Source organism: Skermanella rosea (assembly GCF_016806835.2).
GTDB classification, from domain to species: Bacteria; Pseudomonadota; Alphaproteobacteria; order Azospirillales; family Azospirillaceae; genus Skermanella; species Skermanella rosea.
Genome location: NZ_CP086112.1, coordinates 174,978 through 201,694 on the forward strand (window position 1 = coordinate 174,978; position 26,717 = coordinate 201,694).

Consider the following 26,717-nt stretch of genomic DNA (forward strand, 5'->3'; position numbering starts at 1 on the left):
ACCCACCTGTCTCATTTCCGGGATCCACCTCATTGTTCACGCCGCCTACCGGGTTGAACTTCAGGGCGACTCCCTGCGCAAACCCGCTCGCGGTGGCATCGCCCCTTCCGGCAGCGCCATCGATCACCCCGCTTCCAACCTCGAGAAAACAAACGTAAAGTGAACTTACGTCAGACGCCCACGGCTGGCCCCGCCCCATGGGGCGGGGCCAGCCGTCGCCCTCGCGAAGTGCCTGCCATGGTTGAAGCGCAGGTGGCCGGATTGATGAAAATGCCGGTCGGATTCGTGAACATATGCACGCAGCATACCCTGCGCCATGTATTCCTCATGAATCGGTTAACCAGCATCACACTTCCGGAGATACGGGCACGCCAGACGGATTGAGAGGAAATCAATGCCTCAGATCATTCAACACATCGACCGGATCGCACGTCAGAAGCAGCGTGACGTTCTGATGATCGTATTCGGCATTGACGACAATATAAACGAAGAATTTATTGATTATTACGAGACGGATATATGGAGTAGTATTACAGCATGGCTGGATGAGCAAAAATTCTTGTGGGTCCCATGTGCTGGATTTGCCTTAGAGAACAGCATGGATTCATGTAGTGGTCAAATATATGTAGATATTCCATACGATGAACAGAATGCGGATTACAGAAAGTTGAAGGAGTATTTCGAAAAACCCGATGGAACGATGCGGATGCTGGGCGTCTCACTGCGTTATCTGCCACTCAGCGTCGCAATGCGGTCGTGTCCGAAGGTTGGTAGGAAATTGTCTGGCGGCGTAATCTCCTGAAGGTGAAGAACCCACACCGGCGGTCTGGCCACCGCCGCAGGAGATCACGCCATGGAGAAGACTACATCCAACGACGCCGCGGTTCCATTGCTGGGCGACGACTGGTTCGATCCGTTGGAAGCCGGTGTGCGCCAGCGGATCCGCTCGTTCATCGAGGCGATGCTGGAGAGCGAGCTGGACGCGGCGCTGAACCGCGGGCGTTATGAGCGCGCCGGGCCACGCCAGGGGCATCGCCACGGCCATCGTGACCGACAGGTCCTCGGCACATTCGGCCCGACCACCGTGTCGGTTCCGCGCGCCCGGTTGGCCGGGGCCGACGGCACGACCCGGGAATGGCGCAACCGGACGCTGCCGGCCTACAAGCGACTGACCAGGCAGGCCGAGGCGCTGATCGCCGGGACCTACCTGGCGGGCACCAACACCCGCCGGGTCCGCCGCGCCCTGGGAGCGCTGTTCGGCGGGGCGGTCGGCAAGGACACCGTCAGCCGGGCCTGGCGCAAGGTCCAGGGCGACTGGGAAGCCTGGCAGAAGCGGGATCTGTCGCAGGACGACATCGTGCGCATCATACTGGATGGCACCGTGGTCAAGGTCCGGCTGGACAAACGGGCCACCGGCATCTCGGTGCTGGTGGCACTCGGTGTCCGGCGCGACGGCCAGAAGGTGCTTCTCGGCCTGCGCAATATGGGCGGCGAGAGCGAAGCCGCGTGGCGGGCCTTCCTGGATGATCTGGTCGCCCGCAAGCTCGCCACGCCGGACCTGCTGATCATCGACGGCGCCCCGGGCCTGGAGGCGGCCCTGAGCGCCCTCTGGCCGGACGTGCCGCGGCAACGCTGCACAGTCCACAAGCATAGGAATCTCGTGGCCCACGCGCCCAAGAAGCTGCACGAAGAGATCAGCACCGACTACACCGACATGATCTACGCCAGGACGGTGAAGGATGTCGAAGCCCGGCGGAAGGCGTTCGTGCGAAAGTGGCGGCTGAAGTGCCCAGCGGTCGCCGCCAGCCTTGAGGAGGCAGGTGCCAACCTGTTCACCTTCCTGCTCTACCCGCCCGACCAGTGGAAGTCGATCCGGACGACCAACGCCATCGAGCGGTTGCACGAGGAGTTCAAGCGCCGGATCAAGACGCAGTGCCTGCTGCCGTGTGCCGAGACCGCCTGCATGCTGTTCTGGGCCCTGCTCGCCAGCGGCCAGATCACCCTACGCCGCGTTGACGGTTGGGACACCCTGCACGTCGCTCCCGCCGACCAGCCGCTTGACCTCGCCGCCTGATCCGACGACCCTGAAGCTCAGGAGAATGCGCCCTCAGCAATTCCTACCAACCTTCGGACACGACCGGTGCCAACCTGTTCACCTTCCTGCTCTACCCGCCCGACCAGTGGAAGTCGATCCGGACGACCAACGCCATCGAGCGGTTGCACGAGGAGTTCAAGCGCCGGATCAAGACGCAGTGCCTGCTGCCGTGTGCCGAGACCGCCTGCATGCTGTTCTGGGCCCTGCTCGCCAGCGGCCAGATCACCCTACGCCGCGTTGACGGTTGGGACACCCTGCACGTCGCTCCCGCCGACCAGCCGCTTGACCTCGCCGCCTGATCCGACGACCCTGAAGCTCAGGAGAATGCGCCCTCAGCAATTCCTACCAACCTTCGGACACGACCCGCAATGCGGAATGCCCACCACGACGAACCGGGCTTTTGGGAAAGATGGGCGAAAGACTTCTGAGCCGACCAAGCTTCCTGCAGGTATTGGCCCTCTGTCCAGATGCAGCAAGATCCCTTCCATCAACTTCGGTGGTTAGGCACGGGCGAAGGCTTGCAGACCGCGTTTGATGAGGCGCGGTATCGCCCCCAACCAAGCAATAGGGCCGATCGTCCGAACCAGAATACTGTTGTTGTGGACATAATCCTTGAACCACTTCCGTCCCCGGCGATTTCTCGATCCGCCGCTCGGATGGGGGTAGTGGAGGATAATTGCGTCTCCCACATACAACCCGTTACGCCCCATACGCGCGAAACGGTAGCCAAGTTCGAGACCATAGCCCCAAGCATTGCCCTTAAACCGCGCATCGAATCCGTTCATCTGCTGGAAATCGTCCACGCGTATAGCGAAGTTGCCCTCCATTGGCGCGTTGATGACGGCGCGTCCAGGAAGGCAGAAATTGGCGAAGACCATCCCTGCCGAGGTCGTCCAGCCGATGATGCGGCCGCCGATCCGCCGCGAGCGCGGAACGAACAGGCCGAGGGACATTTCGGCTGTGATGCGCAAAATTTCGGAAACCGCGGTGCGCCCCTGCACGACATTTACTTCGCGCCCGCAGGTATAAGCAACGTCAGGAGAAGACAGCAGCCCAGATACGTGCCCCTCAAGCCATCCAGGACAGGGAAGCGCATCATCGTCGAGCAGGAGGATAACCTCAGCATCTGTTTCCTGAATTGCCGCATTCAGAGCATCGACCACGCCTGGCTGGACGCGATGGCTCACCTTTATACGCTCATGCTGGTCGATGAATATCGCGAAGTCGCCAGATGGAGCTTCTCCTTGTATGGCTAGCCTGAGTGCTATGTCGGGATAGAGCCCACACACGAAGCGCACGGTTTGGAAAAGACGGTTGAGACGGTTGTAGCTTGGTATGATGATTTCACAGCGTACGCTAACCAGCTCAATTGCTTCCGATGCCGGTGTTTCTCGCAACATTCTACCCTTGTCTTGCTTCGCACAACGCCGTTCCAATGCATTCAAGCAGATGAAACGCATGGTAACATATGACCCGTAGCGAAGGCGTTCTCTTTAGGATTGATATTGTTGTTAGATGCCAGGGAAATTTAATCGCCGTGACGGCTTTTCTGTGCCACAAGGCTTTTGCCGGCTTGACAAATCTTTGATGTTACCTCTACTGGTTGAGTGAGCGATTGAGAAGTTGATAGGCCCGTACGTAATCAACTTCCATGCGCACGGGAAACGGGGTTGAAGCATCCGGCTCACCCGGCCAGTTTCCACCCACAGCGAGGTTCACCATCATAAACATCGGAACATCGCAAAAGTTGCGGACATCGTAAGTTTGATCGCCGTCAATATGCCATATGATGGATTCCGGAGTCCATTGCAGACCATAGGTGTGGAATCCATCAGTGGTTTCTGTTCCGGAGTGAGTGTGGCTGCTGCGGGTACCATCGGGCCGATGTACTGTCTGGTAGATAACATCTGTTTGGTGCCCGAGTACTTCAACTATATCGATTTCGGAGTTCCCGTGATCGCCCACGCCCACAAGCCAGAATGCCGGCCACAGCCCGCGTCCACGGGGCATGCGGGCTGATATCTCAAAATAGCCGTAGGTCTGCGTGTGGATGCTTGCAAGCAGGCCGGAGGTGTACGGACGTCCTCCGAGGAACTGCTTGAAGGCAGGTGTCGAAGACTTCGCCTCGATGGCAAGGATGCCATTCTGGATCGAAAATGGATCGACTCCGAGAGCTTGATCAGCCGTCCCAGCATACGCTGCATCCACATAGGTCTGAAGTTCGTTGTTTCCGGTCAGAGTGCGCAGGCCTCCCCAACGCTCAACGTTTGTGGTCCAGGCGGCGTTTGGGAACCTCACCGTTGCATCGGAAAATTCATCCGCGAACGTGATCTGATATGCCCCGGCAGAAAGCTGGAGGATACCTGGTGCCGCGGCGGCGATACCGGAAGAGGGCAAAATAGATGCGAGAGTGCCGCCTGCCGCTATGTGGAGAAACCCCCTGCGGTTGATCGGTGTCACCACTGTGTCCTCCGATATCGGATTCAACGTCACGTCCGACGACGGGAGAGGTTTTGGCACGCCCAGGCATCGCGGAGATCGAGACAACCACCTCACTGGATGAGCTCGGCATCGCGGGATGCGGTTAAGAGCGCGCAGGCGGCCCAGAGCAGCCCAAAGAGAAGCCAGATGTTGCCTGTCGCGAAGGAGAAACCGGCGACGGCGTCGACGGCGAGAGCGATCATCACCGCCAATGAAAGCGCCTCGCTGATGCCATTAAGCGCGGGTATTGGCCGATGCCGGCCGAGGGCGGCCATTGCACCCGGCGCCAGAAGAGATGCCGTAAAGGCGAAGAAGGCCAAAGCGCCGAAAACGCCGACATTAGAAAGCAGTTTAAAACCAAGATCCCAAGAGTTGACTGCTCCCCATCCATTGCCGATCCATGGCGCCTCTGCAAACCCGATCATACCGTCCATGACAGAGCTGAAGCGCTCCATGAACGAGCCGCCCGAGGATTTGCCAATAGTCATCACGTAAATTGCTCCCGCCAAATTAGGAATAATCAGAAGTGCCAAAGAGCCAATGATGGCGCCAACCGGAATCGCGGCCAGCGCGGTGCGCGGTAGACGCACGACAACATAAAGAAATAGTAGGGAAAGTCCGAAGTAAGCGGTGCTCGACGTGCATAGTACCAGCACTGCGATGTAAACGGCAGCCAAACTTCGCAATGGTAGGCGTCGCTCCCCAATGTTAGTTTGCATAAGCCCCAAAGCTACGGCCAAAGCGGAGAGGAGCTGACGTGCCAGGAACGAAGGTTCGACGGCCACGGAGCTAACCCGTGGCATCGCATACTCTTCGATTACCTGATCGAAGAAAGTCGCGGACTCGCTGACGCTATTGTTGAACAGCCAATCCGGATAAGGAATGGCGGTATTGAAGCAGATAAACTGGAAAATCGCCCAGCATGACACGAAGAGGTTAGACCATAAGAACCAGGAGATGCCGTCTATAAGGATCCTGCGGTTAGCGGCGACCCGAGAGACAACGAAAGAGGTAGAAAGCCCGAACAGGAGATAAGCAGTTTGGGTGAGATGATAGAGACTCAAACGTCCTTGGAGAATCGGTACATAGAGAGAGGTCAGGACTGCAATGGCGAACAGAGCGAGCCATACGGTGGAAATATCTCCACCGGGACGCGATGGAGCCTCGGTCAAGGACGGCCAGAAGGTCCAGCGAATTAGCAGAAGCGCCCCCAAAACATGGTAGGATTGCAGGCCAAAAGAAATTGACTCTATATTGAGCACGGCCGTTGCTGAGAACGGAACGCTTGCAACTAACGCGGGCACAAGCCAATCTGGTCGAAATAAAAACAGGTAGATGGAAAATGGTATCACGGCAAGGCCGACAAGTGTGGGAGTCATGGGATACCGGAGAGCGTTGACAATAAAGTAGCGAAAATAGCAGGCACGACTGAGGAGTAGAGTGATGCATAAGGATCAGCCACCATAGCATACATGCGCAGATCGCGGCAGTCTGAACCTGGCAGGCGCTCCACTTATCCGCTAACAAAGCTGATCAGACAAACAAAGCCACTTCAGTCGAGCTCATTTGAAATATGCCTTTGCCGAGCCGTAATACTGGCCGGAATCGCCGAAGCGGTACTGAGCATAGCGGCGCACATTAACCATTGACAGCGCGACTACCGGGATTGTGCCCGTCATGGAAACGGTATCCTGGAGCATCTGTGTGACCACCGAACGTCGAGTCTGACCCCATCGAACCAGATAAAGCGTCCGGTCAGCGATGAAAGACAGGCTTGCGGCATCGGCGCTGACGGATGCTGGAGCGGTGTCTACGATCACCAGATCGTAAAGGTCGCAGAGTTGATTGAGGCCAGCTCTCATGGCTGAGGACGATAAAACGTCGCTTGGATTGGGGACAGGCCTGCCAGATGTCAGGATGTCAACACCCGACGCGAGACCGGTTCGCAGAACGCCTTCAAGTTCGTAGGTGCCGGAGAGCCAATCGGAAAGGCCGGGGCCGCATTGAACGCCCATCAGGTTATGTATCTGCGGCCGGCGCAGATCCGCGTCCACCAAACACACTTTGCGACCGAAGCTGGCGAGCAATAAGGCGAGCGAGGTCGCCACTGTCGTTTTCCCTTCGTTCGGCACAGATGAGGTAACTATTAGTGACTTCGGCGCTTGGCCGTCGACGATGGCATCATGAATGGTTCGGCCATAGACGGTGTAGAGCGCTTCTGCATAGGCGGAGCGTGGGCTGTCGAGCACGAACTGGTGAGGGCGAGTGCGCCGAAACAGAGATGTTCGGTTGACGATCGGAACAATTCCAACGGTCCGGACACCAGTGAGCCGCTCGATCTGCTGACGTCCGCGAAAGCCTTGGTCAAGTTGCTCCAGGAGAAAAGCCGCTAATAAACCGCAGGATGCAGACAGGACCAGCGTGAGCGCCATGACGACGGGCACGTTTGGAATAGTGGGCTCGGCCGGAATATCGGCAGGCGAGACAATCTTCGCGTCGGCGTTCGCGAGAGACCCCTCCATGCCGGTTTCCTTGTCACGCGTCAGGAACATCTCATAGATGGTGCGATTCACGTTTGCTTCGCGCTCTAGAGCTTCCAACCCGACGCGGCGCCGATTCATCTCATTGACTTCTTCCCTCATCGACTGAAGGCGCTGCTTCAAAGCCTCCTCACGGTCTTGCGCCGTTGCCACCTCCGCCTGTAGGCTAGCAGCGATTCGTTGGATTTCGGCGCCGATCATGGAGTTGATTTCTGCGGCCTGCGCGCGCAGTTCTATGATTTCAGGATGACGGCTGCCGCGCGTGCGTTCTGCCGCTGCCCTGCGCCTATCAACATCAGTCATTTGCTCACGCAGATGTTGCACGACTGGTGAAGAGAGGACTTCTGGGGCATGCTCCAGGCGCCTGTCAGTGGCTACCCTGCGAACCCGCTCGTAATGCGCCTCCGCCTTGATCCTGTCACCTTGCGCCTTAACCAGCTGCGAGCTGACATCGGAGATCTGTTCAAGGACCAGGGTGACATCGCGTCCACCGGGCACCAATCCGGCCTCTTCACGAAACCGCTCCTTGGCTCGCTCCGCGGCATCGAGACTCTCGCGCAAGGTAGCGAGCTGGCTAGAAATCCATAGGTTCGCTTTGCGGGTTTCCTCAGATTTCTCGTTCATGCGGCCGTCGATGTAGGAGCGCACGATTAGGTTCGGCACGTCAGCCGCAAGTTGGGGATCTTGCGAAAGAAACGATATCTCCAGGACACGCGACTTGCCAATAGGATGCACACTAAGGCGTTTGCGGAACTGTTCAATAACTTTGGAGAGTTCGTTGCCTGGACGTTCACGGGGTTCTTCAGGCGTATTTGACCAGTTCCTGTCGTTAGATATTGCGCCGAGGGCGGTGCGCATGGAGTCGGCTGCCCAGCCAATCACTCCCTGAATACCCGACGGTGTGCCTAGCTCTTTGTTGAATTCCGGAAGTGCCGCGAGGTTCAACTCCTCAACGACGAGGCGGCTCAACGAGCGTGAGAGGAGGACCTGCAACTCGGTCTCGACGACATCCGGCGAACGCCCGAGTGATCCGACAACCTCTTGTATCCCAACGATCTGGCGCTCGGGAGGGGACAGCATGAGCGTCGCCGACGACATGTATTGCGGCGTCATGAGTAAGCAGGCGAGTGCACCTAGTACCACGGGTACGGCAATGAACGTGGCGATCGTCAGCTTGCGCCGCCGAACAACATCTAACAACCCCACAACACTCCCGCCTTCTGATGCATTCTGCGATGCCACGGAATGCAAAGGATCCGTATTGTGGAACACAGTGCTGCCGTCGACATTGTCAACCATGCTTGGTCCTTCCATTCGTCTTTTTCGATGACCCATTGGTGGCTGGCCTTTTGGGGAAAAAATGACAACCAAGCGCAGCCACGAATGCTGGCCGGCAACCATAGTTACATAGAACCCGTTAGCGATGCCCCCTCGGTGCACATAGATGGAGTGGACAGCCTATCCTACTTCAATATCATTTTATCAGGTCCTCCGCTATAGTACCGGCGCGCCAGATCCTTATAAGCTCGACTAAGTTAGATCGCCCAAGAAGAACTACAGCTGCCCCATAAACCAGCACACCCATTACGATAACGATAAGGTTTGCCATTATAAGGTCGAAATGTTTCCTCGCGATTTCCTGCAAGGGCAGTATCACGAGGATCATAACTGCTGTGCAGATGACTGCGGGCATATAGGCCCGGGCGGCGCGTCCGCCGGCACCGCCCGTCACGGCGGCGCATATTGGGAGAACCAGGATGCCACGTCCCGCGAGAGCCCAGGCGACCGTCGAGAGCCCCAGCGGCACTGTCACCGATATCAGCAAGACATCTAGAGTGGCGACGGCAGAAACCATAGCGAGGTTGACGAACGAGTGTCCCGAGGCGCGCAGGAAGATACTATGGATATGGAGCACCATCATGCCAGCCCCTGCGATCGCGAGCGGCGGCAGAATTTCGGACGACGACTTCCAATGCTCCCCGAAAAAAGCGGTGACGAAATCCGGTCCGACGAGAGCCAAGCCGCAAAAGGCGGGGAACGACAGCAGGGTGGAAAAGCAGAGGAAGTGGACGAAGGCAGCTTGGAGCCTTTCCTGTTCGGTTTGCATTCGGCTCATTATGGCCAAGACCGCCTTGCCATTTCCTTCAGCCAGCAAATCAACAAACATACGTACAATCCGTGTGGCCACCGTGTAATAGCCGAGCGCTGCCGGCCCTAGAACGATTCCAAGGATAAGGCGGTCGGCGCCCTCCCGTGCGAAGAAGAACAGGCGCGCCCCAGTCGCTCCCGTCCAGTATCGCAAAAGGTCCCGCCCGGCGCGCCACTCGAACCGGAACCGCGGACGCCAATCGCCAATGAGCCAGAAGAGAATGGCACAGATCGAAGTTTCCACGATTTGATTGGCAACCAGACTCCAGATGCCCCAACCGCCTATGGCCATTGCCACCGCAATGCATCCGGCAACCCCCTGTCCGGTCATCCAGATCTTAGCGGGTGTGCGGAAATTGAGACGACGCTGGAAAAGCGCAACTTGAACGTTGCACAGCGCTCCTATAAACGGAGCCGGAGCAAGCAGCCGAACCAGGTCCGCAATGTCGGGCGCGCCGATCGCCGCCGCGATTAGATCGGCGCTCAGTGCCATAACACAGCCGAGTGCCGCTGCCAACGCCAAGTTGAGCCAGAAGGCGGCATCAAGATGTTCAGCCCGCAGACAATCGCGCTGCACGAGCGTTTCCGTTACCGCGCGGTCAACGAAGACGCCGGCAAAGGTCTGCACCGCGAGGGCAAAGGCGAACAGGCCAATGTCGGCCGGAGTTAGAAGTCGGGTCAACGCAAGAAAGAACACGAGGGACAGCGCGTGCCGCCCCATCGCTTCCGCAGTTGACCAGGTAATGGCACTTCTGCCGGAAAGCGGAGTCGCGATCATCTATCAGTTCATCCGGCATTCTTTAGGTAGGGCAGGCGCCCACCTCACGTAACCGGCGCTTTTATATACCCTTCGATTTCGAGAAGGCGGCGCAGCCCATCTTCAAGCTGGATCTGCGGACGCCAGCCGAGGATCTCTCGTGTCGACGTACAATCTGGTGTCAAAGTGGCGCGGTCAAAGCGCCGAAAACGGGCCTTATCCTCGATAATTGGACGGTCTAGTCCAGCCCCGCGCATCAGAAATTCAACCACGTTCCTTACCGCAATCGGCCGTTCCGTGCCAAGATTAAAGGTGCTATGGGTTCCCGTATCGCGCTTCAGGGCAGCCCGAAACGCGCTCACCACGTCACAGACGTGGATGAAGTCCCGCATCGCGCCGAGATATCCCATATGGAGGGGCGCGGTGTCGGACTCGCGAAAGCGCTTCAGGATGTCGGGAATGACGTGCGGGTTAGTTTCCCGCGGTCCGTAGACGTTGGCGAGCCGGAAGCTGACGGCGGACTCTGCCGCGCCCACTGTTGTTGCATAGCGGATCAGGTCTTCGCTCAGTGACTTCGTCAACCCATAAACATTCGACGGCCGGGGTTGATCTCCAACCCTGTGGGTGTGGTCGGTAGCCTCGTAGACATCCATCGTCGAAGCGAACAGCAGTTTACGGGTCGACCTGCGTGTCAGCGCCTCTACAAGTGTGTGCGTCGCGCCGGTGTTGATGGCGAAGGTACGGCCGGGATTCTCCATACAATAGGGGATGAAATGGATGGCGCAGAGATGGACCACTGCGTCCGGCGCGAAGCCCTCGATGATGGCGTGAACATCCTCCACGTTGGCTCGCCCCAAATCCATCTCAACGCAGGCTGCTTCCTGCGGAATGTGTTCACGGCGGCCAGTAAAGAAATTATCGATGATCAGCAATTCGTGTCCGTCAGCGGTGAGAGTCTCGCACAAATGGCTTCCAATAAATCCGGCGCCGCCGGTAATGAGGATCTTCACGCGAGCACTCCATTGAACTGGATGGGTTGAAAACAAAGCTCAAGTCGGCTGATCAGACATCCCCAATCGAGCGATTCTGCGCCTGAAAGGCCCCGCGTGGAAAGATGTTCCCATTGCGCGAGGGCGTCGTTAATCCCCTGCGCAAGCGCCTGAACGTTGGGCTCAGTCACCAATCCGCAGCCGTAATCGCGTACGACAGAGCAGGTTCCGTTTCCGGGGTGGTCGACAGTGACCAGAGGCAACCCCGAGGCCATTGCCTCGGCAGCCACGCGCGGAAAGCCTTCACGACGGCTGGGCAGCACAAGGATCTCAGCCTTTGACAGCAGATCGATCTTCTCGCTTTCGCTGACACTGCCGAGAACATGGATGACGTCGGCCCAGGACGACTCAGAGGCTCTCGCTTGGACCTCGGTCAGCGATGGTCCATTGCCGGCGATTGTCAGTACCCCGCCGAATCCCTGCGTTTTGAGCCTTTCAAAAGCCTCGATCAGCAGCGGAACGTCCTTGTGTGGCGCGAGTCGACCGAGATACAGAAGCCCATTGCGGCGAACTCGGGCTTCACTCCGATAGGCGCTGAAGCTGATCCCGCTGGGCATAACGAGAGTGTCGCGCCCAGAGGCGGCGCCGATGAACCGTGAAACCGCACCGCTTACCCCCATGTTCTGACCAACTATGCGAGGCAACAGCGCTTGCGCCCACGAGTAAGGCGGCTTTTCGCGAACTTCGCACCAGTCCAGGAATGCCCGACTCCTATGCGTGCCCGGCAGGGTCAAAACATGGAGGAACGGCCACTGATTCATGATGATGGTGTCGAACCGGTTCTCCTTGAGCACTCGTCGTGTCCATAAAGCGTAACGGAGGATGGCGGTCCAGTTGCGCTTCATTGCCGGAATGCGCGGTTTAGTGTATCCATCGATGCAGGGGTGACGATGGATATGGATATTGTCGACTATTTCCGTTGAAGCCAAGTCGCGCTGATGGCCGATACAAAACACCTCGACGACGTGGCCTCGCAGGGTTAGCTCTCGTGCCATTTCCGCGAAACGGATCTCTTGTCCGCCCACACTCGGAGCATAAAGTTCAGTTAGAATGGCGATGCGCATACTTCCTCTCCTAAAATACCACGGGGTGCGCCCCAGGTATTTACTTTAATAAATAATAAAATTCTTTAGTATGCGCCTCGTCCGATGAGTACAGCATTGACAGTTCGCAGTAAGATGAGCAAATCCTTGCGAAGGCTTCGAGTTCGCACATATTCCAGCTCTATTTCCATGCGCTTCGACAAAGTTATCTCGTTTCTTCCTGAGACTTGCCAAAGGCCAGTCAACCCGGGGGATACTGAAAGCAATTCGGCGGCCGCCGCACCATAGAGATCTATCTCTTCCGCAGTGACTGGTCGTGGACCAACCATGCTCATCTCTCCACGGATGACATTGATGAGTTGCGGGAGCTCATCCAAGCTGGAGCGGCGTAGAAAGCGTCCAAAGGTTGTGATTCTGGGATCATCGCGCAGCTTGCGAGTCTCTCTCCATTCCTCCCGGCTCTTTGAACAAACACGTAGACGTTCGGCAAGCGCCTCCTCGGCATTCGGAATCATAGTCCTGAACTTTAAACATGAAAAAGTTCTTCCTCCCTGCCCAACTCGTTCATGCTGATAGATGATCTCCCGTCCACTGCATCTGACTACTAGGGCGGTCAGAACTAAGAGCGGCCCAAGCGCGACGAGAAGCATGGAAGCGCAACCCAGATCGAGCAGGCGCTTTGCTTTCAGTCGGGCAAACCTTGGGAGAAAATCCGGAACGATCCAATCAAATGCAGTGCTATTCTGCCTTAATGTATCGGAAGGCTTAACGCTGCAGCCGTAATAATCTCTGCTCAGATCGAAACTTTTTTCTAGAATTTCTAGACTGCTGTTCCGGGCATTATGGCTTTTGTACATTGAGGCTGCCTATTCTTTACTTGGAAGAATCCTGGCTGAGCAAATTCCACGCGAATTTATTTGCAATGCACTCCGATGCGCAACGTCAATTACGTGGTAATAAACAAATTTCTTGGAACATTTGGAGAAAAATGCTCGTGAGCCACGCTTTGTGGGTCGAAAATCAGGGTAGGAAGAGCGTCAATCAGGGGACAGGAGTTTCTAGAGCGGCGAGCGTGAAACCGGAATCTAGAGGGTTCTCGGATGTCCCGCGGACGCTTCGGGCACGGCAGCGGCTTGGCGTGCGGGACATCCGAGAAGCCGGATTGAACTGAACCGCGGTTCAGGAGGCCTGCATTATGGGGATAGTATGTAAAGGGCGGATGAAGCTTGGCCCTTCCGCATTCTCGATACCGCTGGCGAATTCTCTATGCGGTTTCAGGCATCATAAGGGCGGTGAATGCCGATCGGCGAGTTTGGGCGCGCGGTTCATCGATGAGCCAGCAATAGATGCGGCTCAGGTCAATGGCGGCGGCGATCAGGAGATGCTGCAAATGGGTTTTCGCCAATCCGATATACCGCGAGCGTCGCAGGTCGAAGGCTCTGACGGCCTGTGAGATCGTCCCTTCGATGCCGGCCCGCTTGCCATACTGTTTGCGGAACTCCGCTGTTTTCTCCCGTTGCCGGGCTACCTGCAGGGCGATCTGAAGCTCCGGCATCTGCAGGGTCAATGTGCGCCGGACACCATCGGCGTCGATACAGTCAAGGCGATGAGGACAGATCCTGCAGGTTGAACTGGCAAAATTAACCCGGATCACCGGTTTGCCTCTGGGTTCCTGCATCGGAAACCAATTGGCACTAGTCTGCCCGGCCGGGCAGATCACCTGGCGCCGCTCCCAGTCGATGGTGAAGTCCTGCGCGGCAAAGCCTTTGTTCTCGCGCCCTCGGCGGTGATAATCGCCGCGCGTCGGTCCCAGCAGGTCAATGTCATACCGGGTGCGGCTGGACAGCAGGCGTTTGGCATCGACATAGCCGGTATCGGTCAGATGCACCGCCGGCAACAGGTTATCTGCGGCCAAGGCATCGTGGATCGGCTCAAGAGCATCGCTGTCAGCCACCGGTGCGGCAGTGGTCTCCACGTGGGTGATCAGGTGAGGCTGGTCGTCCTCGCAGCTCTCTGTGAGATGCACCTTGTAACCAATCCAGGAAATGCTGCGTTTTTTGGCGAGATGCGCTTCGGGATCATAAGGCGACGCGATGAACAGCGCCGACGGCGGCACCCCCTCCGCTTCGGTGCGCCAGTGGATGTCCGCCTCTGAGCGGTAGAATTGCTGGACCCAAACCTGCCGCATGATTTCAACGGCCGGAATGTGGCGGAGCCAGGGCTCGGTTTCGTAGGCATAGATGGCGTCGAGCAGCGCGTGCCCATCGGCGCCGATCTGCTCCGCATAGGCCTGGCGTTCATCCCTGCTCTTGGGCAGACGGTAGTCGTCGAACCGTCGGCCATAGCGCTCCAGCCACTCTGGTGGGCTGAGCCGACGCAGCCAATCGGGAGCACTCACGGCCAGGCTGTCGAGAGCATGCCGCATCGTTTCGCCGGCGCAGTCCAGACGATAGAGAGCTCGGATCATGCCAAGCACGTGCGTCGAGTCGGTTCGCTGACGCCCACGCGCCGCCAGCCATTTCCGCGCCCGGCACAAGTCCAGGATGGCATCAAGCAGGCGGCGCTCGGCCGAGCCTTCCACCAAACGGGTGCGGAACTCGCTCAGCACTGTGCTGTCGAAGCCGGGATCGCTCAATTCGAGTCCCAGCAGATACTTCCAGTCGATCCGGCTACGGACAGCCTCCGCCGCCTGGCGGTCCGACAAGCCATCGGCGAACTGCATGACGACTACCAGGGCCAGGCGCCAGGGCGCCTCGGCGGGCTGACCGCGGCTGGGATAAAGACCCACAAACATCTCATCGCTGTAGATCGTCCCCAACTCATCGCGCAGACTGAGCCAGGCATTGCCCTTGGGAAAGGCCGCCCTGGCTATCCGGACAGTCTCCTCAGGAACCGGGGCCATTTCCTTCGGCTGCAGCGACATCGAAGCCTCCACAGGCTATTCTCCAGAGCCAATACTTGGGTTTCCTATACGATCACTCCAACTGCCGGCCAAATGAAGCGCCTACGGAATTCGCCAGCGGTATCATTCTCGGTGCAACGGGTCAGCTGAGCGGACGGATTTGATCGCGCCAGCATCACGCTGCCTCGAGAACGCGATGGCGCAGCAGGTCAAATCCGGCACGCCCGCACATGGTGCGCTTGATTGTCTTCAAGTGGCAGATCTGCCCTTCCACCGGTCCGGTACTCCAGGACAGCGACAAGGCGGCCCGAACCGCGGCCAGGTCACGCCTCAGTCCGCCGACAAATCCGGCAAAGGTCGTCTTCTCAGCTGCGACAAGCCAGTCATCCAGTCGCTCCTCCTGCTGCTGGCGGATCATTGCGCGGAACTCCCTGGCCAGATCGATGAGGTGGGCGAGTTCAGCGGAACCGGCGATCAGGGCATCGACGAATCTCCGCTCCGTTTCGTCGATCTCGTCAGCATCGGCGACAACCAGCCAGGCCGCCCGCCGGCCGCTCGGAGTCTTCCACGCCGGTGCCGATCCGGCAGACTTAGGTGTGGCAGCTCGCAGCCGGCGGAGCCAGTCCCGCACGGTGCTCGCTCCGCCGGTAAAGCCACGCTCGCGGAGTTCTCGCCAGAGCCGAACCCCATTGTGGCAGCCTTCGTCCCAGCGCCGGCGCAGATAGTCGCCATGAACATCGACCGTGCTGTCTCCGGACGGCTGCTGCCAGCTCGGCAGCCGTCCGGCTTTCAACCAGTCGTGTACCGTGCCTCGGTCCAGACCGAGAGTGCGGGCGATCCGGCTCCTGGACCAGCCTTTCGCATCCAGGGCGACCACCTCGTCGAAACGAGCCTGCCGTGCTGCCCGCTTATCCAGGCTGTGCTGCTGACGCGTCGTTGGGGGTTTGGGTAAGACGATGGAAACTGGCGGACTTGCTGGTTTCACGGGTACTGGATCCGGTAACGCCAGAGCTGTGGCAGCCTTTGCGGCAGCGCGGATACCCCGATGGTGACGGTTGAGAGCGTTGCCCACGGCATCGCCCAGATTGCGCAGCAGGTGGAACCGGTCGGCAACCTGGATCGCCTGCGGAGCGCCGGTGCGAACGCCGTCGGCAAAGGCACCGGCCCGGTCGCGGGCGACGATCTCAACGCCGGGATGATCCTTCAGCCAGGCGGCGACGGTCTCAGCCGTGCGGTCGGGCAGCAGCTCGATCGGCCGGTTGGCACGCTCGAGATCAACGATAATGGCGCCGTAGCGCCTGCCACGGCGCCAGGCCCAGTCATCGATACCGATGACGCGCGCCGGCAGCGCCGGTTCGACCGGAACGGCCCGGATCAGACGCAGCAGGGTGTCGCCGCTGACCGGCATGGCGAGCCGGCTCGCCAGGCGGGAGCCCAGTTCGCCGCCCGCACCCAGCGCCAGGGAACGCTGGACGTCGGCGAGCCGGATGGTGCGCCGTTTGCGATCCGGCACCGCCGCGGACAGGCGCTCGGCGAAGATCCGGCGCGGGCAGTCCGATTGGAGGCAGCAGAAGCGGCGGATCTGGAGGGACAGTGAGACGATGCGGCCCATCAGGGGAAGGTCGGCGACACGGCGGATGTAGCGGCCGTGAACCCGTCCCGACGGCATGGCGCACATCGAACAGCAGGCGGTCAGGTCAGCCGATCGGGCATGCACGGTGACGAGCCCGGAATTGACCTCGACACGGTCAACGACGATCCCGTCCGGCAACAGGGACAACAGGGGTTCGGTGATCAAGAGCGATACAGGTTGAGAGGGAGCTGATGCCCTTTATGTGAGCATCCCAGCAGCTCTCCGCATCAAGCTCCACCGAGTTTGCGGAAGGGCCAGTATTCACCCGGCACTTACATAGTACGCTTTGCGGGTGGCTGGCGGCAGGCGGAAGGGCCGGGCATGGCGGCCGATCGGGCGCGTGGGCCGGCGCAATGGACCGACGAACGGACGGGACGGACCGGCGCGTGACGGTGCCGGTGGCGGCTGGAGGGCCTGCCCCGGCGTTCAGGGTGGTCCCCGGCGCACCGGTCCGCTTTCCCGAGGCGGTCGGGCGGCACAGGCTTGGCCGATGATCCGGTGGGGCAGAGGGCGAGGACGGTCATGACGTGTCGGGCCAGGGCGGCGGGCTTGGCCGCGCGGGGCGGGCCAGGACGCCCAGGGGCATCATCGGGCCGGCGCAGCACGGGCAGACGTCGAGCGAGCGTCCGGTCAGCCGGCGGTAGCGCTCGCGGTAGTCGTCCGCCGGATGGGCCGGCTCGGGCGGCGGGGCCGCGAGCAGCCGGCGGCACAGCGCCAGCTTGTCGGCGCGATGGCCGTTGGCCAGGAAGCCGAAGTGGCGGATGCGGTGGAACCCGGCCGGCAGGACGTGGAGCAGGAAACGCCGGATGAACTCGCCGGCCTCCAGGCTCATCACCTTGGCCTTGGCGTGGCGCCGGTAGTCCTTCCAGCGGAAGCGGACCCGGCCGTCCTCGAGGTCGAGCAGGCGGCTGTTGGTCAGGGCGACGCGGTGGGTGTAGCGGCCGAGGTAGGCCAGGACCTGCTCGGGGCCGCCGAACGGCGGCTTGGCGTAGACCACCCATTCGGCCTGGCGCAACGGCGCGAGGTGGCGGGCGAAGGCATCCGGGTCGGCCAACCCGGCCAGATCAGAGAAGAAGCGCAGCGTCCCGGCCGCGAACGCGGCGTCGAGCCGCTCCAGGAAGAGCCGGCGGAACAGCCGGGACATGACCCGCACCGGCAGGAAGAAGCCGGGCCGGCAGGCGACCCACCGGCCGCCGCCGGGGGCCGGGCCACCGCCCGGCACGATGCAGTGGACGTGAGGGTGGTGCTGCAGGGCCTGCCCCCAGGTGTGCAGCACGGCGATGCCGCCGACCTCGGCGCCCAGGTGCCTCGGGTCGGCCGCCAGGGTGCGCAGCGTCTCGGCCGCCGCCCGGAACAGGATGGCGTAGACCACCGCCTTGTTCTGGAAGGCGATCTCGGCGACCGGCGCGGGCACGGTGAAGACGACGTGGAAGTACGGCACCGGCAGCAGGTCGGCCTGGCGGTCCTCCAGCCACTGGGCGCGCGCCAAGCCCTGGCACTTCGGGCAGTGCCGGTTGCGGCACGAGTTGTAGGCGACGCGGACGTGGCCGCACCGCCCGCAGCCCTCGACGTGGCCGCCCAGCGCCGCGGTCCGGCACGCCTCGATGGCGGCCATGACCCGGCCCTGGTCGCCGCTCACGTGGCCGGCGTGGGCGGCGCGCCAGTCGGCGCCGTGGCGGCGGAAGATGTCCGCCACCTCCAGCGGGGCGGCCACCGCTCAGCCCGGCGGCACGACCTCCAGGCGCAGGCGGTCGAGCGGGCTGGCCGTCTTCTGGATCGTGCTGCTGGAGACCTGGGTGTAACGCGCGGTCGTCGAGATGTTGGTGTGCCCGAGCAGCACCTGGATGATGCGGATGTCGGCGCCGCCCTCGAGCAGGTGGGTGGCGAAGCTGTGGCGCAGGGTGTGGACGGTGACGCGCTTGGCCAGCCCGGCGGCCTCGCGCGCCGAGCGGCAGGCGGCGTGGAGCACCGTCTGGTCGATCGGGCGGTCCTGGTCGCGCCCCGGGAACAGCCAGTGGCACGGCTTGGCCAGGCGCCAGTAGGTGCGCAGGATGGCGAGCAGTTGGGCCGACAGCATGACGTAGCGGTCCTTGCGCCCCTTGCCCTGCTCGACGCGGATCAGCATGCGCGCGCTGTCGATGTCGGCGACCTTGAGGGCGACCACCTCGGAGACCCGCAGCCCGGCGGCATAGGCGGTGGTCAGGGCGGTCCGGCTCTTCAGGCTGGGCACCGCCTCCAGGAAGCGGACGACCTCGTCGGTGCTGAGCACGACCGGCAGCCGACGCGGTTCGCGGGCGTAGGCGATGCGCTCCGGGATCTCCGGGCGGCCCAGCGTCACGCCGTAGAAGAAGCGCAGGGCGGCCACCGTCTGGTTCAGCGTCGCCCATGCAACACCCTGGGCCGCCAGATGGATCTGGTAGGTCCGGACATCCTCCAGGTCGAGGCGGTCGGGCGACCGGCCGAAGAAACGGCTGAACTTGGAAACCGCGTGGAGGTAGGATTGCTGGGTCGCCGGCGACAGGTTGCGGAGCGTCATGTCCTCGACCATCCGGCGGCGCAGGGGGCTCATCTCGGCCATCTGGGGATCTCCTGCTGTGAGAGGTGGGCTTCGACAACCGCATCCTCTCAGGCAGGAGGCTCTCCGACACTTACCCCATTCGCCGAATACCGCGGCAGCGGTTTAGTTCAATCGATCTTGCGCTCTGGGCTGAGCTGTGATTCATCGTTATTGGAGGTGGATCATGAGGCAGGGCTATTGGTCGGATCTTCGTACCCGGATTATCGGAGCGATCAAGACCGGGAGTTGATGTCGAGCGGCGGTTCGGCGTCAGCGCGAGCACGAGCATCCGGCTGGCGCAACGGAAGGCCGCGACCGGCTCGCTGGAGCCGGCGGGGGACTATCGGGAATTTCGTGCTTGGCGGGGTTATCCTGAAACAGAAGGAGACCCTGAATGGCCCGACGCGAAGATCCTGTTGTTCCCGACGCGATCCTTGACCAACTGTTGGCTGGAGCCGATGCGAAGACGGCATTCGACTAGAACGGCTTGCTCGACCGGCTGAAGAAGGCGGTGACGGAGCGAGCGCTGATGGCTGCGCGTCCTGAACGAGTTGAAGAACCGATGATGTTGGTGCAGGCCAAGGAGCGACGTAATTCCTTGGGCAGGCCCAGGCGGACGACACACAGGATCTCATCCAGGCCCTCCAGGATGGTGGCGGTGATACCGGGCCACTCCTTGTCCAGCCGCCGCGCCAGGTTCCGGATCAGCTGCTCGGCCCGGACGGCATCCTCCATCTCCCAGGCCTGCCGGAGAGCCTTGCGCACCGTGGCGTGCGCCTCCCTGGGCAGACGCTCGGCGATGTTCCTGGCCTTGTGAACCTGGCAGCGCTGGATCGGCGTGTTCCTGCCAAAGGTGCGGCGGATCGCCTTGGACAGGGCCCTGGCGCCGTCGATGATGAACAGCCGCACCACCGCCGGGTCGAGGCCGCGCTCGACCAGGTTGTCGAGCAGCGCCTGAACCGTGGCGGCATTTTCGGTGGCCCCCTCAACCAGCCCCAGCGGGTGCTTCTCGCCCGTGGCATCGATGCCGACCGCCGCGACCAGGATCAGGTCCTCCTGGACGTGCAGGCCGTCGATCTGGATCGCCAGCAGGTCCAGAGACGACAGGTCGCTTGCCAGCCAGTCCTTCAGCTTCGCGCTCGACAGCGCCACGAACTTGCGCGACACCGCCGACTTCGAGGTGCCGTCGCCCCGGGCCGAGGCGACATCGCCATCGGGCAGGCGAACCGAGCGCCGGAACCGCCGGGTCGAGACGTTGATCAGCATCTGGTTCATCGCCCAGCGGCCCAGCCAGTCCTCGCGCTGGCCCGCGGCGAGGCTGGGAAGCTCCAGCTCCTGCTGGCCATCCGGCGTCCGAACCCGCGGCCGGTCGATGTCGACCCGGCCGCCATGAAAAGCCACCGGGCTCCTGGCCTTTCCCCAGCGGCGACCCTGCCGGTCCTCATGGCGCTGGTGGCGCTCGCCGCACAGATCGGCGGCCTCTTCCTCCAGAAGATCCTGGAACGCTTCGATCCCCGCCAGCAGACAGAAATTCTCAAAGCTGCTCCGAACCTCCTGGAAGGCCGCCTTGGCAGCGTGACAGGATGACATGGCTAGCCTCGGGCTTCTGTGACGGCGAGGTCGGTGTCGTCGGTCGCCTTGAACCGCACCGGGATTCCCGGAGGCCGATTTGGTTGATTCACGCCGCCCTGGCGCCGTCCTCGGTTTGAGCATAGTAGCGTGCTTCGGCCTCGGCGGGTGGAATGTTGCCGATGGGTTCGAGCAGGCGCCGGTGGTTGAACCAGTTGACCCATTCCAAGGTGGCGAACTCGACGGCTTCCAAGTTGCGCCATGGCCCTCGGCGTCGGATCACCTCGGTCTTGTAGAGGCCGTTGATCGTCTCGGCCAAGGCGTTGTCATAGGAATCGCCGACGCTGCCGACCGACGGCTCGACACCGGCCTCGGCCAAGTGCTCGGTGTAGCGAATGCTGACATATTGCGACCCGCGGTCGGAATGGTGGATGAGGCCGCTGCCTTTGGCCGGACGGCGGTCGTGAAGCGCCTGCTCCAGGGCATCCAGGACAAATCCGGCGTGTGCGGTGCGCGAGACCCGCCAGCCGACAATCCGCCGGGCAAACGTGTCGATGACGAAGGCCACGTAAACGAAGCCTTGCCATGTCGCCACAAACGTGAAATCCGCGACCCACAAGGCGTTCGGGCAGGACGCCTGGAACTGGCGGTTCACCCGGTCGAGCGGACACGGTGCCGCCCGGTCGCTGATCGTCGTCCGCACCGTCTTGCCGCGTGTCACCCCCTTCAGCCCCATACGCCGCATCAGCCGGGCCACTGTGCAACGCGCCACGTCAAGGCCTTCCCGCCGCAACTGCCGCCAGACCTTCCTGACCCCGTAGACCTGGAAGTTCCCGTCCCAGATCCGCCGGATAGCCACGCTGAGTTCCGCATCGCTTCGCCAGCGGGCCGGCGCCTTTGACGGGTCAGTCCGCAGGGCGGCATGGGCGTGATAAGTTGACGGGGCGATCGGCAGCACTTTGCAGATCGGCTCGACCCCGTGGACGGCGCGCTGCTCGTCGATGAAGGCGATCATTTCCTGAACGGGCGGTCGAGCTCCGCCTGGGCAAAATACGCCGATGCCTTGCGAAGGATCTCGTTCGCCTGGCGCAGTTCCCGGACCTCGCGCTCCAGCGCCTTGATCCGCTCCTGCTCGTCCGTCGTCGGGCCGGGCCGTTTCCCCTGGTCGCGCTCGGCCTGCCGGACCCAGCCCCGCAGCGTCTCCGCCGTGCAGCCGATCTTCGCCGCGATCGAGCTGATCGCCGCCCACTGCGACGCGTGCTCGCCTTCGTGATCGAACACCATCCGAACCGCGCGTTCGCGGATTTCAGGGGCGTACTTGGGTGATGCCTGTTTCGTCATGATGACCCCAGTCTCTCAAGAAATGGGGCCTCCGGTAAACCCGGCGCGGTTCACCTCATCCGGTGCGCAGGAGATCGGTTGGCGGCGTTGCTGCCGGATCGGTGTCACGTATTCGTAGGACTGAGCCAACACGCAGCCACTCAGCCGGGTCGTCTCGAAATGCACCCGGATCCTGACTTGGGGGCGATCTTGCGCGCGGCGTCCCATCGGCGCCTCCGCTCCTCGGCCATCTGACGGCGGACAGCCGATCCCATATTAACGGCGCCGCCGCGTAACCGTCACCCTCCTCCGCGCGGAAGAGGGCGATCAAATACGACAAAGGGCTCAAAGGGCAGTTTTGCAATTCTGTCCGGGGCGCGCTGGCCTGGCGGTTGTCGATCACGATGGAGGCCGGGTTCTGCGTCGAGGCGGTTAAGGAAGCCATGGCCCGCCATGGTAAACCGGAGATCTTCAACACCGATCAGGGCGGCCAGTTCACCAGCACGGTGTTCACCGGCCTGCTGACCGACAACGCTATCGCCATCAGCATGGATGGTCGTGGCGCATGGCGCGACAATGTGTTCGTGGAGCGACTCTGGCGCTCCGTAAAATATGAAGAAATATACTTGCGCGCCTACGACACAGTAGCCGAGGCGCGAAATTCGCTCGCCAGTTACTTCAGCTTTTATAACGCCCGCAGACCACATTCCAGCCTTGGCCGGCAAACACCCGATCAGGCCTATTTCACCCCGCTTCCGCAGATCGCGGCAGCCTGAACCCGGCAGGCGCTCAATTTATCCGCCGAAAAACCCGTTCAGACAAACGGAGCCACCTCACTGCTCACTGATCGCTTGGATCCGCCCACCTCACATGATGTCGTACTGTCCGACGGCGGAAAAGTAGGACGCATCACTGTCCACACTCAGAGTGCCGTTCCAATACATGGCGGACTGGCCAGCGATGACGTCACGATCGTCCAGAGCCCCTCTGTCATAGCTAACATTGTCATCGCCGGGCGCGACGAGGTGACCATTTATTGTGATGTCATGGATATAGAGATTGCGGTCCTGACCATTGATCATGATATCGTTAACGAACTGCACCTGTACCTTGTGGGGATGCTCCGTGCTCACTTTAGCGGTGTAGGTGTAAACATTGGCCGATGCTCCAGCGGTGCCTTCGCCCATTTCCTTTCCATCGATCAATAATTTGAAGTGAGCGTTACAATCGTCAACAGAGGTGCCATAGGCATTAATTGTAATCACCACAGGTATATGGGACGGAACAGTTGCCGTGCCTGGTTCGGATGTGACTGGCACCCATTGGGAATGGAATTGTTTAGCGGTTAGTGAGGAAGACTGAACATTAAGAAACTTCAGCGTTTCGCCATCAATTGTGAGCAGGGTGTCCGAGCCTTCTTGGGTCATCTGCGCCTCTAAAGCAGCGAAGCCAGCCAATTCATAGCCTTCGAGTCGCACAACGTCGTTCAAGCGAAAATCACGGATAACGTCGCCCGCTTGCCCCTTCCTAACAATGAAGGTGTCCGCACCGCCGCCGCCTATGAGGATATCACTTCCAGGGCCTCCATCGATTACATTAGCTTGGGCGTTGCCCTTGATGCGATCACTGAAGACAGACCCCGTCACGTTCTCTATGCTGACAAAAAAATCACCTTCGGCATGCCCTCCCATCGCCACCTTGGCCTGCAGATCCACTGAAACGGCTCCTGTAGATCCAGTGTAGCTGACAGTATCTATGCCGACTCCACCATCAAGGATATCGCCGCCCATGCCTCCAATCAACAAATCGTTGCCGGCCTTACCTGACAGCCGATCAGCGCCCGTACTGCCGACGAGCGTGTTGCTTCCCGCTGTGCCGATGCGGGTGACGGGCTCGACGAGAATGCTCTCATAGGCGCGCACATAATCGATCCTCATTTCCGCAGGGAATACCGTGGATTGGTCTGGATTACCTCCCCAGTTGCCTCCAACAGCCAGATTGAGGAGCATGTACATTGGAACATCTACAAAATTGGGCTGTCGGAAGGTCGTCGCACCATCGACATACCAAACGATCTCGTCGGGCGTCCATTCAAGACCATAGGTATGAAAGCCCTTTGCCGTGTCGATTCCATAGTAGCTGGTTCCTACCTTCGGCGAATTGGGGCGATGAACCGTTTGATAGATGCGCGTTGTATCATCGCCGAGAACTTCGAAAACGTCGATCTCCCTGTTCCCGTAGTTACCGTCACCGACGAGCCAGAATGCAGGCCATAATCCCTTACCAACCGGAAGTTCTGCTCGAATTTCAAAGTAGCCATAGGTCTGGATATGAGAGCTGGTGAGTAATCCAGAAGTGTAGGGCATCCCATTCAGATCCATCTTCAACGCCGCCGACGTCGGCTTAGCTTCAATGGTCAAAATGCCGCCTGATACGTTAAATGGGTTTACCCCCAACAGCTGCCCAGAGCTCCCTCTATACGTCGGGTCTACGTAGATCTGACGTTCCTGGTTTCCTTGTAATGTTCGCAATCCCCCCCACTGAAAAAAATTAGTATTCCAAGAAATGCTTGGGAAGCTTGCATTTTTATTGTTGAATTCGTCGGAGAAAGCAATTCTATAGCCATCTAGACTCTTGATAATCATCAAGCTTCTCTTTGCGCTTGTGGGTCAATACAATAATGATTGACTACAACTGACTACTAAAAGGTAAAAAAGGGCAATTATCTAAAAAAGCTCTATGTTTGCGGTGCGGCACTGCGAGTGCGGCTTGGTCAATGTGCCGTCGCTATGCCAGTCTCCCTTGATTTGGCGTAATTGCTTGTATGGGGTTTTTGGTGTCAAGCCGGTAATCGTTGTCGGGCTCCGTCAGTTCGGTTGCGCTACAGGGCTGGTCGCCGGGTCAAGAGCGCGCCCGGTCGGCGCGTCAGCGCCGAGTGGTGCGGCGCGCTCTTGAGGCGGACGCCGGCCCGGAACACGCTGCTGTCTGCTCCGAAAGCCCATCGGCTTTCGGAGCTGCCTCGCGGCGAGCAGTTTTTTTACTGTCGGTCCGAGGGGAGCCCGCCATCGGGCGCGGATCATCGCGCCGCAACCTTGTATCCGGTGGGCCTCGATGGACCCGAACCATGATGCAGCCATGCGCATCGGGGCGAAGCTCCGGGGCGGCGGACCCATTCTCAACGGTCGGCACTATGGCCATGCAGTTACGCGGGACCCCGCCACCTCGGATCCTGACCAGCGCTCCGTCACGTCAGGCCGACGGAACGCTGAACTTCTCCGGTCCGCTCGACATCGACGGTCATGCTGCCGGACGCAGGACAACGCCCTCCGGCACCGTCCCGGTCGTGGCAAACTGACCTTGCCCCGCCAGACCGGACCAGTGGCAACGTTTGTCATGCAGCCGCTTGGATCAGCATTTCCGCATGAGCCTGGGCCGGCGTCCTGTAGTCGATCCCGGAATGGCGGCGTTTCCTGTTGTAGAAGATTTCGATGTATTCGAACAGCGCCGCCTTGGCCTCGGCACGGGTGCGGAACTGCGTTCGATGAACCAGCTCGGTCTTGATCGAGCTGAAGAACGATTCCATCGGTGCATTGTCGTAGCAGTCGCCCTTGCGGCTCATGGATGCCTTGATGCCGTAGCGGTCGAGGATCTTCCGGTACGGTCCACAGGCGTATTGGACGCCGCGGTCGGAATGATGAATGAGGTCTCGGGGCGGTGTGCGATGCTGGATCGCCATCATCAGGGCATTCTCGCACAGCGAACTCCTCAGGTGATCGGCCATACTCCAGCCGACGATCTCGCGGGTCGCCATGTCCTTGACGGCGGCCAGGTACAGCCAACCCTCGTCAGTCGGAATGTAGGTCACGTCGGCCAGCCAGATCGTGTTTGGGCGATCAGCCTCGAAGGCACGCTGGAGCAGGTTCGGGGCGATGCCATAGCCATGCCGGCTGTCGGTCGTGATCGGCGGCCGCTTCCTGCGCCGGGGTGGCCGAATGGCGTTCTCCCGCATCAGCCGGGCGACCCGCTTGCGGGCGATGCGGACGCCGTTGGCTTGCAGTTCGGCATGGACGCGCGGAGCCCCATAGCGCTCGCCGCTGTCCTGGAAAATGCCGCGGATTTGGCCGACGAGGTCGGCTTCGGTGCGGCTCTTCGCCGCTCTGGCCTGATCGCCGGCCTGCCAGTCATGGAACCAGCTGCGCGCCACGCCCAGAACAGCGCACAGCAGGCGGATCGAATAGGTGGCGCCGTGGGCGGAGATGAAGGCGAGCTTCGCTTTCATGCTTTCTCCGCCCACCTGGCGAAAAAAGCTGAGGCTTTCCGCAGGATCTCGTTCTCTTCCTGGAGCCGCTTGTTGTCGCGGCGCAGCTGCTGCAGTTCGGACGTTTCCGCCCGGCGTCGCGCGACCGCCTCCGCCGATCCGGCGGCCTGCTGTTCCAGACGCCAGGTCTTCACCTGTGTCGCCGCGACACCGAGTGCCTGGGCAACACTGCTGAGCGTCTCGCCGGGTTCATCCAGCCGGGCAACCGCCGCTGCCTTGAACTCCGCCGTGTACCGGCGACGCGTCTTCTTCGTCATAACCTTCCTCCAGGTGGTTCGTAAGCTTACCACCTGGTCCGGTCTGGC

Annotated in this window: 18 protein-coding genes, 4 pseudogenes and 1 other annotated feature; of the genes and pseudogenes, 5 read left to right on the forward strand and 17 right to left on the reverse strand. The window is 60.6% G+C overall.

Annotated features, from left to right (window positions below; genetic code table 11):
• Positions 1–394: 394 nt before the first annotated feature.
• The 3 genes and pseudogenes from JL101_RS29335 to JL101_RS29345 all read left to right on the forward strand — a co-directional run.
• On the forward strand, positions 395–802 hold the full coding sequence (locus JL101_RS29335) for a hypothetical protein (RefSeq protein ID WP_228435573.1): 408 nt from the start codon (positions 395–397) through the stop codon (positions 800–802).
• A gap of 51 nt (positions 803–853) precedes the next feature.
• A complete protein-coding gene (locus JL101_RS29340) occupies positions 854–2,074 on the forward strand; it encodes an IS256 family transposase (protein WP_228435549.1) in 1,221 nt (406 codons plus the stop codon).
• 56 nt (positions 2,075–2,130) lie between these two features.
• Positions 2,131–2,394 (forward strand): annotated as a pseudogene (locus JL101_RS29345) (transposase); the annotation flags it as partial.
• A gap of 201 nt (positions 2,395–2,595) precedes the next feature.
• Here JL101_RS29345 and JL101_RS29350 read toward each other — a convergent pair.
• The 12 genes from JL101_RS29350 to JL101_RS29405 form a co-directional block, all read right to left on the reverse strand.
• On the reverse strand, positions 2,596–3,555 hold the full coding sequence (locus JL101_RS29350; protein WP_203104440.1) for a glycosyltransferase family 2 protein: 960 nt from the start codon (positions 3,553–3,555) through the stop codon (positions 2,596–2,598).
• A gap of 136 nt (positions 3,556–3,691) precedes the next feature.
• Complete coding sequence (locus JL101_RS29355; protein ID WP_203104442.1) at positions 3,692–4,555, reverse strand: glycoside hydrolase family 16 protein; 864 nt, start codon at positions 4,553–4,555, stop codon at positions 3,692–3,694.
• A 92-nt stretch (positions 4,556–4,647) separates the two neighbouring features.
• On the reverse strand, positions 4,648–5,955 hold the full coding sequence (locus JL101_RS29360) for a hypothetical protein (protein ID WP_203104444.1): 1,308 nt from the start codon (positions 5,953–5,955) through the stop codon (positions 4,648–4,650).
• A gap of 183 nt (positions 5,956–6,138) precedes the next feature.
• Positions 6,139–8,517 (reverse strand): GumC family protein, encoded by a 2,379-nt coding sequence (locus tag JL101_RS29365; protein ID WP_203104446.1) that lies wholly within the window; start codon positions 8,515–8,517, stop codon positions 6,139–6,141.
• Between the two features lie 73 nt (positions 8,518–8,590).
• Positions 8,591–10,042 (reverse strand): lipopolysaccharide biosynthesis protein, encoded by a 1,452-nt coding sequence (locus JL101_RS29370; RefSeq protein WP_203104448.1) that lies wholly within the window; start codon positions 10,040–10,042, stop codon positions 8,591–8,593.
• A gap of 44 nt (positions 10,043–10,086) precedes the next feature.
• The gene (locus JL101_RS29375) at positions 10,087–11,031 is read right to left on the reverse strand and encodes an NAD-dependent epimerase/dehydratase family protein (protein ID WP_203104451.1); all 945 of its coding nucleotides are present in this window, start codon (positions 11,029–11,031) and stop codon (positions 10,087–10,089) included.
• Positions 11,028–12,134, reverse strand: a complete 1,107-nt coding sequence (locus JL101_RS29380; RefSeq protein ID WP_203104453.1) for a glycosyltransferase family 4 protein — start codon at positions 12,132–12,134, stop codon at positions 11,028–11,030. Before JL101_RS29380 ends, JL101_RS29375 begins: the two co-directional genes overlap by 4 nt.
• Positions 12,135–12,199: 65 nt before the next feature.
• The gene (locus JL101_RS29385; protein ID WP_203104455.1) at positions 12,200–12,970 is read right to left on the reverse strand and encodes a sugar transferase; all 771 of its coding nucleotides are present in this window, start codon (positions 12,968–12,970) and stop codon (positions 12,200–12,202) included.
• 407 nt (positions 12,971–13,377) lie between these two features.
• Complete coding sequence (locus JL101_RS29390; protein WP_203104610.1) at positions 13,378–15,036, reverse strand: IS1182 family transposase; 1,659 nt, start codon at positions 15,034–15,036, stop codon at positions 13,378–13,380.
• Between the two features lie 154 nt (positions 15,037–15,190).
• A complete protein-coding gene (locus JL101_RS29395) occupies positions 15,191–16,813 on the reverse strand; it encodes an ISL3 family transposase (RefSeq protein WP_228435574.1) in 1,623 nt (540 codons plus the stop codon).
• Between the two features lie 355 nt (positions 16,814–17,168).
• Positions 17,169–18,362 carry an IS91 family transposase gene (locus JL101_RS29400; protein ID WP_203104530.1) on the reverse strand — a complete coding sequence of 398 codons (1,194 nt, stop codon included), beginning with the start codon at positions 18,360–18,362 and terminating at the stop codon, positions 17,169–17,171.
• Positions 18,363–18,365: 3 nt separating this feature from the next.
• Entirely contained in the window at positions 18,366–19,226 is an 861-nt protein-coding gene (locus JL101_RS29405; protein WP_203104528.1) for a tyrosine-type recombinase/integrase, read from the reverse strand.
• A 373-nt stretch (positions 19,227–19,599) separates the two neighbouring features.
• On the opposite strand from JL101_RS29405, the pseudogene JL101_RS37015 reads away from it, so the two are divergent.
• A pseudogene (locus JL101_RS37015) lies at positions 19,600–19,812 on the forward strand (IS256 family transposase); the annotation flags it as partial.
• On the opposite strand, the pseudogene JL101_RS29410 reads toward JL101_RS37015, so the two are convergent.
• A pseudogene (locus tag JL101_RS29410) lies at positions 19,767–20,795 on the reverse strand (IS256 family transposase); the annotation flags it as partial. The pseudogenes JL101_RS37015 and JL101_RS29410 overlap by 46 nt on opposite strands.
• Positions 20,796–20,883: 88 nt before the next feature.
• Positions 20,884–22,115 (reverse strand): IS3 family transposase gene (locus JL101_RS29415; RefSeq protein WP_228435572.1). Its coding sequence is split into 2 segments (ribosomal slippage): positions 20,884–21,824 and positions 21,824–22,115, totalling 1,233 coding nucleotides; the frame shifts between segments, so codons are not numbered across the junction.
• Positions 21,715–21,831, reverse strand: a sequence feature (AL1L pseudoknot). (Overlaps the previous gene by 117 nt.)
• 350 nt (positions 22,116–22,465) lie before the next feature.
• On the opposite strand from JL101_RS29415, the pseudogene JL101_RS29420 reads away from it, so the two are divergent.
• Positions 22,466–22,870: pseudogene (locus tag JL101_RS29420) on the forward strand (transposase); the annotation flags it as partial.
• Positions 22,871–22,960: 90 nt separating this feature from the next.
• Here the strand turns inward: JL101_RS29420 and JL101_RS29425 are convergent.
• The 3 genes from JL101_RS29425 to JL101_RS29435 form a co-directional block, all read right to left on the reverse strand.
• Positions 22,961–24,739: a family 16 glycosylhydrolase gene (locus tag JL101_RS29425; RefSeq protein ID WP_203103181.1), complete on the reverse strand. Its 1,779-nt coding sequence runs from the start codon at positions 24,737–24,739 to the stop codon at positions 22,961–22,963.
• 746 nt (positions 24,740–25,485) lie between these two features.
• Positions 25,486–26,373: an IS3 family transposase gene (locus JL101_RS29430; RefSeq protein WP_203103182.1), complete on the reverse strand. Its 888-nt coding sequence runs from the start codon at positions 26,371–26,373 to the stop codon at positions 25,486–25,488.
• On the reverse strand, positions 26,370–26,669 hold the full coding sequence (locus JL101_RS29435) for a transposase (RefSeq protein ID WP_203103183.1): 300 nt from the start codon (positions 26,667–26,669) through the stop codon (positions 26,370–26,372). Before JL101_RS29435 ends, JL101_RS29430 begins: the two co-directional genes overlap by 4 nt.
• Between the last annotated feature and the right edge of the window lie 48 nt (positions 26,670–26,717).